This is a genomic window from Thalassolituus sp. LLYu03 (genome assembly GCF_050507655.1).
Taxonomy (GTDB): Bacteria; Pseudomonadota; Gammaproteobacteria; order Pseudomonadales; family Oceanobacteraceae; genus Venatoribacter.
In genome coordinates, this window is the sequence record NZ_CP191496.1 from 452,527 (window position 1) to 464,810 (window position 12,284).

At 58.6% G+C, this 12,284-nt stretch carries 17 protein-coding genes; 4 read left to right on the forward strand and 13 right to left on the reverse strand.

Annotation, left to right across the window (positions count from 1 at the left end):
* Positions 1–72: 72 nt before the first annotated feature.
* The 5 genes from ACQUQU_RS02140 to ACQUQU_RS02160 form a co-directional block, all read right to left on the reverse strand.
* Positions 73–387, reverse strand: a complete 315-nt coding sequence (locus tag ACQUQU_RS02140; protein WP_430461601.1) for a peptidylprolyl isomerase — start codon at positions 385–387, stop codon at positions 73–75.
* Positions 388–522: 135 nt separating this feature from the next.
* Entirely contained in the window at positions 523–771 is a 249-nt protein-coding gene (gene minE, locus ACQUQU_RS02145; protein ID WP_430461602.1) for a cell division topological specificity factor MinE, read from the reverse strand.
* A 1-nt stretch (position 772) separates the two neighbouring features.
* Positions 773–1,579 carry a septum site-determining protein MinD gene (minD, locus tag ACQUQU_RS02150; RefSeq protein ID WP_430461603.1) on the reverse strand — a complete coding sequence of 269 codons (807 nt, stop codon included), beginning with the start codon at positions 1,577–1,579 and terminating at the stop codon, positions 773–775.
* Between the two features lie 42 nt (positions 1,580–1,621).
* Complete coding sequence (minC, locus tag ACQUQU_RS02155; protein WP_430461604.1) at positions 1,622–2,296, reverse strand: septum site-determining protein MinC; 675 nt, start codon at positions 2,294–2,296, stop codon at positions 1,622–1,624.
* A gap of 10 nt (positions 2,297–2,306) precedes the next feature.
* Entirely contained in the window at positions 2,307–2,657 is a 351-nt protein-coding gene (locus tag ACQUQU_RS02160) for a HopJ type III effector protein (RefSeq protein ID WP_430461605.1), read from the reverse strand.
* 118 nt (positions 2,658–2,775) lie between these two features.
* Between ACQUQU_RS02160 and dinB the strand changes: the two genes are divergently transcribed.
* Entirely contained in the window at positions 2,776–3,909 is a 1,134-nt protein-coding gene (gene dinB, locus ACQUQU_RS02165) for a DNA polymerase IV (RefSeq protein ID WP_430461606.1), read from the forward strand.
* A 21-nt stretch (positions 3,910–3,930) separates the two neighbouring features.
* Here dinB and ACQUQU_RS02170 read toward each other — a convergent pair whose 3' ends face one another.
* The 4 genes from ACQUQU_RS02170 to ACQUQU_RS02185 form a co-directional block, all read right to left on the reverse strand.
* A complete protein-coding gene (locus ACQUQU_RS02170; protein WP_430461607.1) occupies positions 3,931–4,512 on the reverse strand; it encodes a phosphatase PAP2 family protein in 582 nt (193 codons plus the stop codon).
* Entirely contained in the window at positions 4,469–5,656 is a 1,188-nt protein-coding gene (locus ACQUQU_RS02175; protein WP_430461608.1) for a glycosyltransferase family 4 protein, read from the reverse strand. The genes ACQUQU_RS02170 and ACQUQU_RS02175 overlap by 44 nt, the downstream gene beginning before the upstream one ends.
* A gap of 119 nt (positions 5,657–5,775) precedes the next feature.
* The gene (locus ACQUQU_RS02180; RefSeq protein WP_430461609.1) at positions 5,776–6,804 is read right to left on the reverse strand and encodes an AraC family transcriptional regulator; all 1,029 of its coding nucleotides are present in this window, start codon (positions 6,802–6,804) and stop codon (positions 5,776–5,778) included.
* A 141-nt stretch (positions 6,805–6,945) separates the two neighbouring features.
* A complete protein-coding gene (locus ACQUQU_RS02185) occupies positions 6,946–7,818 on the reverse strand; it encodes a hypothetical protein (RefSeq protein WP_430461610.1) in 873 nt (290 codons plus the stop codon).
* Positions 7,819–7,889: 71 nt separating this feature from the next.
* Between ACQUQU_RS02185 and ACQUQU_RS02190 the strand changes: the two genes are divergently transcribed.
* Positions 7,890–8,273, forward strand: coding sequence for a hypothetical protein (locus ACQUQU_RS02190; RefSeq protein ID WP_430461611.1), 384 nt, complete (start codon positions 7,890–7,892; stop codon positions 8,271–8,273).
* A gap of 70 nt (positions 8,274–8,343) precedes the next feature.
* Positions 8,344–8,796, forward strand: coding sequence for a flavodoxin domain-containing protein (locus tag ACQUQU_RS02195; RefSeq protein ID WP_430461612.1), 453 nt, complete (start codon positions 8,344–8,346; stop codon positions 8,794–8,796).
* 81 nt (positions 8,797–8,877) lie between these two features.
* On the opposite strand, the gene ACQUQU_RS02200 is transcribed toward ACQUQU_RS02195, so the two are convergent.
* From ACQUQU_RS02200 to ACQUQU_RS02210, 3 genes are all read right to left on the reverse strand, one after another.
* Complete coding sequence (locus ACQUQU_RS02200; protein ID WP_430461613.1) at positions 8,878–9,624, reverse strand: DUF481 domain-containing protein; 747 nt, start codon at positions 9,622–9,624, stop codon at positions 8,878–8,880.
* 66 nt (positions 9,625–9,690) lie between these two features.
* The gene (locus tag ACQUQU_RS02205; protein ID WP_430461614.1) at positions 9,691–10,143 is read right to left on the reverse strand and encodes a hypothetical protein; all 453 of its coding nucleotides are present in this window, start codon (positions 10,141–10,143) and stop codon (positions 9,691–9,693) included.
* 59 nt (positions 10,144–10,202) lie between these two features.
* Positions 10,203–10,892, reverse strand: coding sequence for a hypothetical protein (locus ACQUQU_RS02210; protein ID WP_430461615.1), 690 nt, complete (start codon positions 10,890–10,892; stop codon positions 10,203–10,205).
* Positions 10,893–11,080: 188 nt separating this feature from the next.
* On the opposite strand from ACQUQU_RS02210, the gene ACQUQU_RS02215 reads away from it, so the two are divergent.
* Entirely contained in the window at positions 11,081–11,797 is a 717-nt protein-coding gene (locus tag ACQUQU_RS02215; protein WP_430461616.1) for a TetR/AcrR family transcriptional regulator, read from the forward strand.
* Between the two features lie 3 nt (positions 11,798–11,800).
* Here the strand turns inward: ACQUQU_RS02215 and ACQUQU_RS02220 are convergent, their stop codons facing one another.
* The gene (locus tag ACQUQU_RS02220; protein ID WP_430461617.1) at positions 11,801–12,055 is read right to left on the reverse strand and encodes a hypothetical protein; all 255 of its coding nucleotides are present in this window, start codon (positions 12,053–12,055) and stop codon (positions 11,801–11,803) included.
* Between the last annotated feature and the right edge of the window lie 229 nt (positions 12,056–12,284).

A 12,284-nucleotide genomic window follows, 5' to 3' on the forward strand; every position in this document is an offset into this window, starting at 1 on the left:
ATAAAAAACCCCGCTGTTGCGGGGTTTTTTATGGGTGGCGCCGGACGTTCGTTTGCTTTAAAGGCGTCTGGCTCACTCACCGCTTTCTTCCATCAGCAGTTTGCGTTCAGGGCGGGCGATGGTTTTAAAAATATGAAAACCCAAAGGCGAGGTTACCGGGCCGAGATACGGATCATTGCCTTCGTATTCGAACAAGGCTTTCACTATGCTGGTCGGCAGGGCGTCGGTGTCGTGATAACCGGCAAAGCCTTGCTGGCTGGCAGACGGGCAGGCGGAATATTCGGCGGCCAGTTCACCGAAATCGGCACCCAGTGACAGCTCCTGCAGAATATCGGCAGCCAGCAGCGGACTTTTCAGCAGAATGTGATGCAGGGCGATGGTGCTCATGGGCAAAATCCGTCAGTGATTAATTATTTAAGTGTAGATAATCACAGCGGGTTCACCAGTCGCCTGAACCGGTTGCGGGTTCAGGCGTGGTGTGCGGCGGGTGTTTAACCCGGCCGCTTTTATTCGGGCAGGTGTTTAATCGGGAAGAGTGACGTTCAGTTCAAGAACCGACGTAGTGCCCTGTTGTTCCAGATGCACGCTGACATCGTCTTCGCCGATGGTCACGTACTTGCGGATCACCGCCAGAATTTCCTGCTGCAGCTGAGGCAGGTAATCCGGTCCATTGCTGCGGGCACGGTCGTGGGCGACCAGAATCTGCAGACGCTCTTTGGCAATGGATGCGGTGCTTTTCTGCTCCTTGCGGAAGTAATCCATCAGACTCATCTCAGCCTCCGAATACGCGCTTCAGGAAGCCTTTTTTCTGCTTCTCCAGGAAACGGTGCGGGCGGTCTTCACCCAGGTAGCGGGCCACGGCATCTTCGTACGCCTGACCGGCGTCGCTGGCGCTGTCATGCACCACAGGAATGCCCTGGTTGGATGCTTTCAGTACGGCTTCCGACTCCGGAATAACGCCCAGCAGCGGAATGGCCAGAATATCTTCCACGTCCTGAACCGACAGCATTTCACCGCGCTCTACGCGCTCCGGGTTGTAGCGGGTCAGCAGCAGATGCTCCTTCACGCTCTTGCCCTGTTCTGCCAGACGGGATTTGCTTTGCAAAATGCCGATGATGCGGTCGGAGTCACGCACGGAAGAGACTTCCGGGTTGGTCACAACAATGGCTTCTTCAGCAAAATACAGGGCCATCTGCGCGCCGTGTTCGATACCAGCCGGTGAATCGCAGACGATGAAATCGAAGGTTTCGCCCAGCTCATTGAGCACTTTTTCCACGCCTTCGCGTGACAGGGCGTCTTTATCTCGGGTCTGGGAAGCAGGCAGCACAAACAGGTTGTCGAGACGCTTGTCTTTGATCAGTGCCTGTTTGAGCGAGCTTTCGCCCTGCACCACGTTGACGAAGTCGTACACCACACGGCGTTCGCAACCCATCACCAGATCAAGATTACGCAGACCCACGTCAAAGTCGATCACCACGGTCTTGTTTCCCTTCATGGCCAGAGCGGCGGCAAACGCTGCACTGGTGGTCGTTTTCCCGACTCCGCCTTTGCCGGAGGTGACAACTATGATCTTTGCCAAAGCCGTATTTCCCTGAAAAAACAATGTGGACGGCAGTATTTATCAAACGCTGGTGATGTTCAAGTTGCCATCGGACAGGCTCACCACCACCGACTGATTACGCTGCTCGGGGGCGCTTTCAAACAGGCGGTACTGACCGGCAATGGCCACCAGTTCCGCATCAAATTGCTGGCAGGCGACGATGGCATTTTCATCGCCTTTAACGCCCGCCAGTGCGCGCCCGCGCAGGGCACCGTAAATATGAATATCGCCACTGGCCAGCACTTCGGCGCCGTTGCTGACCATGCCGAGAATGATCAGATCACCGTCGGTGTACAGCTGCTGACCCGAGCGGATATTGCCGCTGTGCACTTTCACCTGCCGTGCCGGCACGTCTGCCGGTTGCAGGCTTTCCTGCCGGGCAGCGGTGCGGGTTGTGCCCTTGCCGAGATCGGCCAGACCTTCGCTGGCGGCCTGTTGCAGGTCGCTGTCGGAAGCGTTGCGCACGCCCACGACCAGCAGACCGTTGTCACGGCACAGCGACAGCAAACGGCTCAGCGGCAGGGCATCGGGATCCAGGCCGGTCAGATCAATGACGCAGGGCAGATGACGGAACAGAGCCGGCGCTTCAGCGCGTTTCTGTTCCAGTTCGGCGCGGATGGCGTCCTCGTCACTGCTGTTAAAGCTCAGCGTGGTCAGAGGCACCAGACCCGCTTTCAGCACCACCTGTTGGCTCATAAACGTCCTGTTATTTGCGGGTCAGCGGAAATTGATCGAATGTGATATCGCTCAGGCCATCACGCAGCACGCGACGCAGATTGTGATGGTTGTTCACGTCCGGTGTGGCCAGCACGTCACGGTAGTGCTCGCCGAAACAACGCAGGGCGTCTTCTTTGCTCAGGTCGAGCAACTGCGCCAGAGCGAATACCTTGCAGCTGCCCTGATTCTGTTCCGCGCTGTTCATCACGCCGCCGTTGTTAAAGGCACTGGCGTTGAATTCAAACCACTCGCTGATAAAAGCAAGTGTGGTGGCGAACAGGTGGTCATCAGAACGGAGGGCGGTGAGAAAGTCGGCTTTTGCCTGATCGAAGGTGGACACGTAACGATTCCTTGCAGTGAAACGGTAAAAATCGGCGCTAAGGCTAACACCCATGCCTTGCTGTGTCATGGCTGTTGAATCGTTTGCTGTATGAATATACAGTATCTGAAATTACGACATGACACCCGCCAGCATGGGGATCGCGCACATGACCACAGGCACTGCATTCCGTACACCGGCGCTTAACGGCGGGGAGCCCGTCATTCACGAGGTGGGTACTCAGCGTAAGGTGATTCATATCGACTGCGACTGTTTTTTTGCCGCCGTCGAAATGCGCGACAACCCGGCGCTGGTGGAGGTGCCCATCGCCATCGGCGGTGAGTCCGACCGCCGCGGCGTGATTGCCACCTGCAATTATCCGGCGCGTCGTTTCGGCGTGCGTTCGGCCATGGCCACCGCCCAGGCGCGCAAACTGTGCCCGCAACTGGTGCTGATGCCGGGCCGTATGGCGCTGTATCGCGAGGTGTCGAAGCAGGTGATGGCCATCCTTGAGGAATACGCCCTGCAGACTGAACAGGTGTCGGTGGATGAAGCGTATCTGGAAATTGCCCCCCATCTGAACGCCAGTGCAATTGCCGCTGAAATCCGCCAGCGGGTGCGGGCGGACGTCGGTATTACCGTATCGGCCGGTGTGGCGCCGAACAAATTTCTGGCCAAGATCGCGTCCGACTGGAACAAACCCGACGGGCTGTTTGTGATCCGCCCGCATCAGGTCGAAGAATTCGTGGCCGATCTGCCGCTGACCCGCATCCAGGGCATTGGGCCTGCGATGGAAAAGAAACTGGCCCTGTACAAGCTGAAAACCTGCACCGACGTGCGCCAGTGGCCTCTGACCGAGCTGGTGCGCGTATTCGGCCGTACCGGCGCTGTGCTGTACGAGCGCGCCCGGGGTATTGATCACCGCCTGCTGAACGTCGACCGGCCGCGTAAATCCCTGAGCGTCGAGTGCACCTTTGCCGAAGATCTGGCCGGCGAGGCGCACTGTCTGGAGCAGTTGCCGGCGCTGTGGGAGCGCTGGCTGGAACGGGTCGAACGCAGCGGCTGGCCGGCCGGCGCACTGGCGCCCTTCGTCAAAGTAAAATTCGCCGATTTTTCGCAGACAACGATGGCCGACAGTCACGAACAGGCGTCGGTGGAAGGGTTTCGTCGCCTGCTGTCGCTGGCGTTAAAGCGGGAAAATAAAGCGGTGCGTTTGCTGGGCATCGGCGGTCGCCTGCCCGAAGTTGATCGTAACCAGCTGACGCTGTTCTGACGCGTCAGCCGGCGCTCTGTATTACATCACCATGCTGGCAAACATGCCGTTCGGCCAGATCAGCAGCGAGCCTGTGCTGATGATGGTACCGAGCGTGGCGCCGACCAGTACATCGGTCGGGTAGTGCATGCCCAGAATCACCCGCGACAGCGCAACCAGCAGAGCAAACGGCATCACCAGCCAGAACAGTGGCGGGCAGAACACGCTGAACAGAATGGCGAAGTTCACGGCGTTCATGGTGTGTCCGGATGGAAAGCTGTAAAGATCCAGCGGGGCGGTGTGGGCGCGGATTTCGTCCCACGAAATAAACGGGCGCTGACGCACCAGACGATTTTTCAGCTGGCTGTAGATGGCCACACACAGCAGGCCGGTGATGGTCATGTGACCAACGGCGGCAATGCCTTCCATGCCCATGGTCAGGGGCAGCAGCAGGGCCAGGGTGTACCAGAACACACCGTCACCCAGACGGCTGATGCTTTTGAAGAACAGACGAACGCTGGTGTAACGCCCCATGCGGTTCAGGCGCTGGCACAGGCTCAGTTCGAAGCGGTCGGCTTTGTTAAACCACAGCTCGCTTCGCGGCAGGCTTTTGTTCAGTTCCATGGTTTATCTCCCCGGTTCGTGCGCCGCTCAGGCGCTGAAGGAATTCACTGACAATCTGGTCCCAGCCGATGCATTCAGCGCGGCGGCGGGCATTGGTACGAATGAGTTGCAACTGGTTCGGGCAATCGGCCAGCGTCGACACGTGGCGCAGAAAGCCTGCGGCGTCGGCGAAGGGCGCCAGCATGCCGCTGTCGTTGTGGCGGATGTGCTCATGGCCGGCGGCGTAATCAAAGCTGACCACCGCCAGACCACTGGCCAGTGCTTCGGTCACCACGTTGCCGAAGGTGTCGGTCAGGCTCGGAAACAAGAAGATGTCGCCGCTGGCGTAGTGTTCGGCCAGCGCTTCGCCGCGCTGCATGCCGCAGCAGATCACTTCCGGATGTTGCTCGCGGATGCCATCCAGCGCCGGGCCGTCACCAACCAGCACCAGACGGATGCGGTCGTCGTTGGCGCGCAGGGTTTGGTAAGCGCTGAGCGCCAGTCCCATGTTCTTTTCTGGCGCAATGCGGCCGACATAGATCAGCACCAGATCGTCGTCTTTTACGCCCCACTGGCGGCGCAATTCCTGGCGGCGGCGCTGGGGTGAAAACAGCTGGCTGTCGACCCCGCGCGAAAGGACCGACACATTGGCGAAGCCGTGACGGGTCAGTTCATCGCGCTGGGCGCCGGTCGGCACCAGCGTGGCGGCGGTGCGGTTGTGGAACCAGCGCAGGTAGCGGTAGGTGGCGTTTTCCAGCCAGCCCAGACGGTAGTGTTCGATGTACTGGTGGAAGTTGGTGTGGAAGCCGCTGATCACGCGGATGCCCAAACGGCGGGCGCTGCTCACGGCGGCCCAGCCCATTGGGCCTTCGGTGGCCACGTAAATGGCATCCGGGCGGAAATTCTGCAGCGCTTTGCGGATACGCCCTGCCACTGGCAGGCCAAAGCGCAGACCGCTGTAACCGGGAATCGGCAGGCCGGGCAGGGTGACGTTCAGCTCATCGCCGCGGTCGGCGGACGACTGCTTGGGACGGATGACCTGTACCTGTACGCCGCGCGCATTGAGCCCCTGCACCAGATGTCCCAGCGTATTGGCAACGCCGTTAATTTCCGGGGCATAGGTTTCCGTCACAATGGTGACACGGGTCAGCGGTCGGCTGCTCATAAGACTCAGCTCTTGATTCATTGAGTCTACTTTGCGCAGCCTGTGTGACAGAAATCTTGCAGGGGGGTGACAGTCTGGTGAAGTCGCCGTAATCCGTTACGGCAACTCAGACCTGAGTATCAGCGTTTGCGTTCTTCGCGGTAGTAAGACGGGGCGTGCTGAGTCCAGCGGCGGAAGGCCTTGCGGAAGTTGGACGGGTCGGAATAGCCAACCAGCGCGGCCAGCTCTTCAATCGGCAGATTGGAGTTGCGCAGATATTCGATGGCCATCTCTTTGCGCACTTCATCCAGAATACGCTGATAAGAGGTGCCCACATCCTGTAGGCTGCGGCTCAGGGTGCGGGTCGAGGTAGCCAGCTGGCTGGCCACCACATCCACCGGCGGGAAGGTGCCCGGGTTGCGCAGCAGGATGCGGCGCACTTTGGCGACGATGCCTTCTTTTGGTCCCATGCGGGTCAGAATTTCCGCACACTGGGCTTCGGCCATTGCCGCGGTGGCGCTGTCTGCCATCGCCAGCGGGGTGTCGAGCAGCGCGGTATCAATCAACAGCTCGGTACGCGGCTGATCGAACAGCACCGGGCAGCGCGCCAGTTCCTCATACGCTTTCACGTACGATGGCGCCGGGTGATTCAGGTGCACTTCACGGGCGCAGATGTCTTTGCCCGTGAGGAAACGCGCCAGCGTAATGAAAATCCCGACGAACACATCGCACAGCAGGCGGTACATTGGCTCGAACGGAATGTGCGACGTCAGGCGCACCGCCGTGACGTCGTTCTGCTCGCTGATTTCAAAGGTGAAGGCCGGATCGACCAGGGTGTGATACTTGATGCCCAGTCGTATGGCGCTGCGCAGGTCGGCGCAACTGAGGATGGCGTACCCCAGCATGCCGAACTGGTTGATGTTGATCGCCTTGCCCAGATCCAGACCCAGAGTTTCCTCGGGGTATTGTTTGATCAGGTTATCGGCGAGCAACAGAATCTGCTGGTAAGTCAGACGCGCGGTCGGGTCTGACAGTTGCTCGTTGCTGATGCCGGTATTAACCAGCAAAGCGGTGGCAGTAATGCCTTTGTCCTGGCCGACACGAATCATGGTCGCGGGAATATTCACCGGAACCAAAGGTTCGGTCAGGCTCCATGTACCTCGGATCATGTTAATACCGTTATTGTTATATTTCTGGTTAGGATGACAGGCTTACACGGCAATGCAAAGCACGATTGATCACAGTGTGATCAGCATTTGGCGTGAAAGGCCGGGGTGAGATCGTGCCATCCCGGTGAATTCCGGTCAATGCTATTGATTGCGGAAAGGGAAATTCTGTCGGCTCAGATAGCGGCCGAACTCCAGAATCTGCTGGGTTGAGCGGTTGTTCATCAGATTCAGAATGATCTGATTGAGTTTGCGGTTGTTCTTGCGGGCGATCAGAAACACCAGATCGGAACGCCGCCATTCGAATTCGGCCAGTGTGGCCGGCAGGCCCGCCCGGGCGATCAGATCAAACACCGGATACGCGCTTTCGCGCTGCAGCAACAGCAGCCAGTAGTCGGCGCGGATCCGGTCCAGAACCTTGGTATTCACGGTCTCGACATTGATCAGCGCGTTCACGCTGGCACTGCGTTGCTTCTGGTGTGCAAAAAGCAGGGCGGCGGCCAGATCGGTGGGTTCTTCTTTGTTCAGCCAGTAGTAGCGCCCGTCCCACTCGCGGTAGACCACCCGGTGAGGCTTGTTGCTGTCGGGGAAGGCGCGGTGCAGGGCCGCGTCGAAATCGTCGGCGCTTTCATGGGGAATGTCTTTACCGGCGTGCTCGGCCCATGACAGCAGGTTTGGCCAGTCCTGTTCATGACTGCTCTGTTCCAGGCCATCGATTGCCGAAATGGACAATGGCCGCTGATATTCCTTTTCCGTCACCAGCTTTTCCAGCAACTCGATCAGCGCCTGCCAGTCGTTGCCGTGGGCGGCCAGAGACTCCGACAGCGCGCGCACAATGGCCGGCAGGCTCATCCAGCGGTGTGACAGGAAACTGTTCGGATTCAGCACGCCGAGCGGCAGCAGCTGAGCTTCCCGCGCCGCCTGCTGGGCGTACCAGACAGGAAACAGCCGCTGCAGCAGATTGTTCAGGAATGTTTCGATGTCCAGTAGTTTTGGGGTGTCGTTGCCTTGTTCCATGCGCGGGTGCGTTTACCGTTCCGGGTCTATGCTCTTAGGTAATAAGTAAAGCATGTGAGGGAGATAAGGCTATGTCTGAGAATTCCGGCATCCCGTCACCGATGCAGATACTGGCAAAGGTTAACGCCGCTCTGGAGTCATCCGGGCTTAAGAATGTGCGCGCTGAGCGCGAACCCCTGCCGCTGTTCTGGCAGTTGCTGAACGAATGGCTGAGCACCCAGGGCATAGCAGAACCCGCCTGCCAGTCGTCGGCGGAGGCAGCAAGCATGATGCAGCCGTTGCCGCATGACAGCGTGCGTGAGGCCCTGCACCGCATCCACCGCGAGGCGCTGCAGCTGAGCAAGGCGCATCTGCGTCTGAACGACTGGAGTCAGCGTGAACTGGAAAACGAGTACCGCACGCTGCGTTCTCTGCTGGAGCACAAGCGGCCGCTACCAGGTGTCAGCGGTTACTGAGCCGCAGACCCGGCGCAGCCGGTTACTGTCGGAATCAGCTGCCGTATAATTGCCGTTTTACGGAGGTTATATGGCACTCGTTTATATCGCAGTCGGCAGTGTGACCGGCACCGCCAGTGCAGTCGCACAGGCTCTGGCCGCGCGTCTGACCGAAGCCGGCCATCAGTCGGTAATGGATGGTCAGCCAAGTGTAGAGGCACTGAACGCCAGTCAGGCGGATGCTGTGCTGATCTGCACATCCACCACTGGCCGCGGTGACCTGCCGGCCAACATCGCCCAGTTCTACGTTGAGCTCGAAGAGCAATTTCCCCTGCAGAACGGACGCCCGTTCGGTGTGATCAGTCTGGGTGATTCTTCCTACGACAGGACCTTCTGCAACGCTGGTGCCTTGTTTGAAGAGCGCTTTCTGGAGTTGCAGGCCGCGCAGCCGGTGCCGCGTGTGACCATCGACGCGACAGAAACCGTGACCCCGGACGACGATGCGCTGTTCTGGCTGAACGAGTGGATCGAAAAAGCCCTGTGAACGGGGATTGATGCCGTTTTCCGGCCACAAAAAAAGGCAGCGAAAGCTGCCTTTTTTGTCTTTCCGAGCGGCGCAGGCCGTTCAGAAGCGCAGAACCAGTTTCAGATGGGTCTGGTGGTTGTGATATTCAGTGCCTTCGGGTGGCTGAGTGTCCCAGCGGCTCTGCCATTGCCACTTCACCTCGGCCTGACTGGCGACCGGCACGGAATAGGCAAACTGCCAGAGCGCGCGCACGTCATCGCTGTCATCGATGGACGGCTGCACGTAAACCGTGGTCTGTACCATGCCGTAACCGGCCTGCCATTGCAGGTGCGAATACAGATTCAGGCGGGTCAGCTGGTTGTCGTACTCACCTTCGCTGTCGCGCTCACGCACTTCTTCATGAAATGCGCCTGCGCCCTGAAACCAGCGGCTGTCGCCAGAGAACAGGTTCTGATGGCGGATGCCGGCACCGAGCAGCGTGCGGTGCACCAGCGCCGCGAACGGGTCGCGCTCGTACTGGGCAAACACTTCCTGTGACCAGGCAGCTTTGTGGTGATGGACGAAGCGGCCGTGGAAAAAGGCGTCGTCGTCGGTGCGGGCGCCATTGCTGGAGCCGTAGGCCCGGGTGCCCCAGGCAAAAAAGCGGTCTTCGTCGTTCTGCCAGCTGGTGTTCAGGCCGACATTCCAGTTGCGCTTTTCGTTGTTGCCGGACTCGGCGTCGAAGCCCAGTTCCGCTTTGCTGTGCCAGCCCGGCTCTTCGTCACGGGCGCGTTTTTCTTCGATGTTGGTGATGGCCAGCGCTGGCAGGGTCATTGCGGTTGCGGCGACCGCGATCAGAATTCGCATGCGTACCTCCTGTGATGGACCGGCCATTATAGAGGCTTTTACTGGCAAAAAGTGCCTGCAGTGGGGTTATTGCGTCACGCGTGCCGACGCAATGTTGTGAATCAGGGTGTGCAGGCGGCTGATCTGCTGCCGCTCGCTGTAGGCCGTACCGCGCTCTGAAAAGCCGCTGCGGGCATCGTCGAGAATGGCCACGGCGTCCAGAGTGTCGCCGTCGTTCAGATCGGCGCGGGCGGTATTGATCAGCGCCAGCGCATTGAGGTCAGGGCCGTTGATCAGGCCGTATTGCTGCAGCTTCTGTTGCAGGCGGGCAGCGTCGTCACTGGTCAGTGAACGTACGTCGAAATCCATGGCCACGGCACTGACCATCACTGCCCGTTGGGATGGGGCATACAGCCCCTGAAGATCGCTGTTGTTGGCGGCGTCTGCGGTCGGGGCGTCCGATACCGCAGTCGTTTGCGGCTGGGTATCGGTCAGCGGGACAGGTTGTTGTTGCAGGTAACTGGTCAGGGCACTGAGCATAGCGATTCTCCTCTCAGAGGGTGCTATGCAGTGCCTGTGCCAGCTGGTGCTTCAGCCGCTCAGAAGCGGTAACTGGCACTCAGCACCGGGCCAAAAGCGGCAACCTGCCAGCGCGGCTGTTCAGACATTGCCGCTGTCGCAGAGAATTTGCCGCTGTTGTACGCCGCTTCAGTCTCGGTCATGGTGGTCGGTGAAGTGTAGATCTTGATCTCGGAGGTGATCATGCCGGTCAGAAAGGTTACCCAGCCGTCGTCAGGACGCTTGTCATCGTAGGCCACAGCCAGACCCGCCAGACCGTTCACCACACCCGAGAGCGCATGGTTGAGGAAACTGCGTTCATAGCGTTCACGCTCGGCGGCCTGATGCAGCCAGGCTTCCGCCTGTGCCAGTTTGGCCTGGCGTTCGCTGGCTGAGCCGTCCGGCATGGCCGACAACTGACGCGAAAATTCGTGGGTTTTCATCGGGTTCATCAGCATGTCGGCCGCGCCGAGAAAGCTGGTGGTGAAGCCGACCACGCGGTCGTATTTGTTGTGCTCGCCTTCGGTCTGGGTGTACGCGATGCCGTTCACGGCGGTCACACCGGCAAACAGGCCGAACCAGCCGTTTTGCCAATAGGCAGCGTGGGTTTCGGTAGCGGAGAATTGCTGGCTGAGGTAGTCCAGTCGCTGGTCTGTGTCATCGGCGGTGGCCGCAGATGACAGCGCAAGTGAGGCTACGATGGCCGGCAGGGTGAGAGATAATTTGCGCATGATGCACCTTGTTATTCGAGTTATGCCGGGTCATCAAACATTAAAATGGCACTTAAGTACAGCTTTGGCAGAAAGGCCGATCAGAACCTTTTTGTAAAGTTGTACATAGGTGCAGGCTTAGGCCGTTTTTATTTGGGCGGCCACACCGCATAATATTGCACACTGTTGAAACACTACTGGAGAAGGGCATGGCATTGGTTGCTGAAACAGCAATAAATAAAGGCAAACCGCTGCAGTATCAGGGAAGAAAGGCCAGCAGGGCCAAAAGCGAACAGCGCCGTCGGGTGATTCTGGAAGCGGCACTGCGCATTGTCGTCAATGAAGGCGTACGTGGCATCCGTCACCGCGCCGTCGCCAAAGAGGCCGGTGTGCCGCTGGCGGCGACGACTTATTACTTCAAGGATATCCAGGAACTGATCGTCGACACCTTCACGCTTTACACAGAAAAAGCGCTGGAAGTGGTGAGTGAATTTACCCAGCAGTTCTACCAGCCAATGGCTTCCATGGCGGGTCGCGACATCACCACGCCGGAAGGACAGCAGGCGCTGACCGAATTTATGGTCGACCAACTGACTGTTTACATGAAAGAGCAAGTCGTGGGTCAGCGCGACATGCTGGTGGCCGAACAGGCCTTCCGTTACGAGGCAATTGTGAACACCAGCATCCGCAAGCTGGCGCAAATGCACCGTAAGGCACTGTTCGATCGTGCAGCGGAGTTTTTCCGGGCTGTGGCTCAGTCACCGGCGCCGGAAGCGGATGCTGAAATCCTGCTGGGCCTGTTCCATTCCCTGGAATACCGGGCATTGCTGAATAACGACAGCGACGAAGCTGAAATGGCGATGATTGCCGGCACGCTGCGTCGCTATGTGGATGTGCTGGTTCCGAGCCTGCTGCGGAACGCCTGAGATTTACAGCGCGAAGTGATAGCCGGCCTGTGCCAGCATCAGCCGCATCAGACGCAGTTCGGCGTCAGAGAAGGTGTGGATGGTGGCACAGTGTTCACAGACGTAAGTGCCATGCTGTTTCAGCGTTTCTAGGCTGATGTCCGTTTCCTGAGTGCATTCATCGCAGCCCATCGGAATCATCACTTTGCCGGACAGAATGGTACTGACTTCTCCAACTGTACGGACTTCCGGTTGTCCGACCGGTAACGGCTGACTCATACAATTCCCCTAAACGGTTATACCGATTTCTTAACAACTGTTCTTAGAATAGCAGCCCGCTTTCTCATGCTTGTGTCGTATCGGGGCTTTATGGTTAGCGATCGTAACGCTCAGTCGCAACGTCCGTAGCCGGATTCACCGTAGTGTAGTTCTTTTGTAACACGAAAGTACAATTCAGGACATGAATGGACTTCTGAGGTCAGAAATTGGCGAATCCTGCCATGAATTG

Excerpts from the sequence above, each read along its gene's own strand:
- ACQUQU_RS02210 (WP_430461615.1), bottom strand. The coding sequence starts at position 10,892 with ATGCGCAAATTATCTCTCACCCTGCCGGCCATCGTAGCCTCACTTGCG.
- ACQUQU_RS02190 (WP_430461611.1), top strand. The coding sequence starts at position 7,890 with ATGTCTGAGAATTCCGGCATCCCGTCACCGATGCAGATACTGGCAAAG.
- ACQUQU_RS02220 (WP_430461617.1), bottom strand. The coding sequence starts at position 12,055 with ATGAGTCAGCCGTTACCGGTCGGACAACCGGAAGTCCGTACAGTTGGA.
- ACQUQU_RS02195 (WP_430461612.1), top strand. The coding sequence starts at position 8,344 with ATGGCACTCGTTTATATCGCAGTCGGCAGTGTGACCGGCACCGCCAGT.
- ACQUQU_RS02215 (WP_430461616.1), top strand. The coding sequence starts at position 11,081 with ATGGCATTGGTTGCTGAAACAGCAATAAATAAAGGCAAACCGCTGCAG.
- ACQUQU_RS02185 (WP_430461610.1), bottom strand. The coding sequence starts at position 7,818 with ATGGAACAAGGCAACGACACCCCAAAACTACTGGACATCGAAACATTC.
- dinB (WP_430461606.1), top strand. The coding sequence starts at position 2,776 with ATGACACCCGCCAGCATGGGGATCGCGCACATGACCACAGGCACTGCA.
- ACQUQU_RS02175 (WP_430461608.1), bottom strand. The coding sequence starts at position 5,656 with ATGAGCAGCCGACCGCTGACCCGTGTCACCATTGTGACGGAAACCTAT.
- ACQUQU_RS02200 (WP_430461613.1), bottom strand. The coding sequence starts at position 9,624 with ATGCGAATTCTGATCGCGGTCGCCGCAACCGCAATGACCCTGCCAGCG.
- ACQUQU_RS02180 (WP_430461609.1), bottom strand. The coding sequence starts at position 6,804 with ATGATCCGAGGTACATGGAGCCTGACCGAACCTTTGGTTCCGGTGAAT.
- minC (WP_430461604.1), bottom strand. The coding sequence starts at position 2,296 with ATGAGCCAACAGGTGGTGCTGAAAGCGGGTCTGGTGCCTCTGACCACG.
- ACQUQU_RS02140 (WP_430461601.1), bottom strand. The coding sequence starts at position 387 with ATGAGCACCATCGCCCTGCATCACATTCTGCTGAAAAGTCCGCTGCTG.
- ACQUQU_RS02170 (WP_430461607.1), bottom strand. The coding sequence starts at position 4,512 with ATGGAACTGAACAAAAGCCTGCCGCGAAGCGAGCTGTGGTTTAACAAA.
- minE (WP_430461602.1), bottom strand. The coding sequence starts at position 771 with ATGAGTCTGATGGATTACTTCCGCAAGGAGCAGAAAAGCACCGCATCC.
- ACQUQU_RS02205 (WP_430461614.1), bottom strand. The coding sequence starts at position 10,143 with ATGCTCAGTGCCCTGACCAGTTACCTGCAACAACAACCTGTCCCGCTG.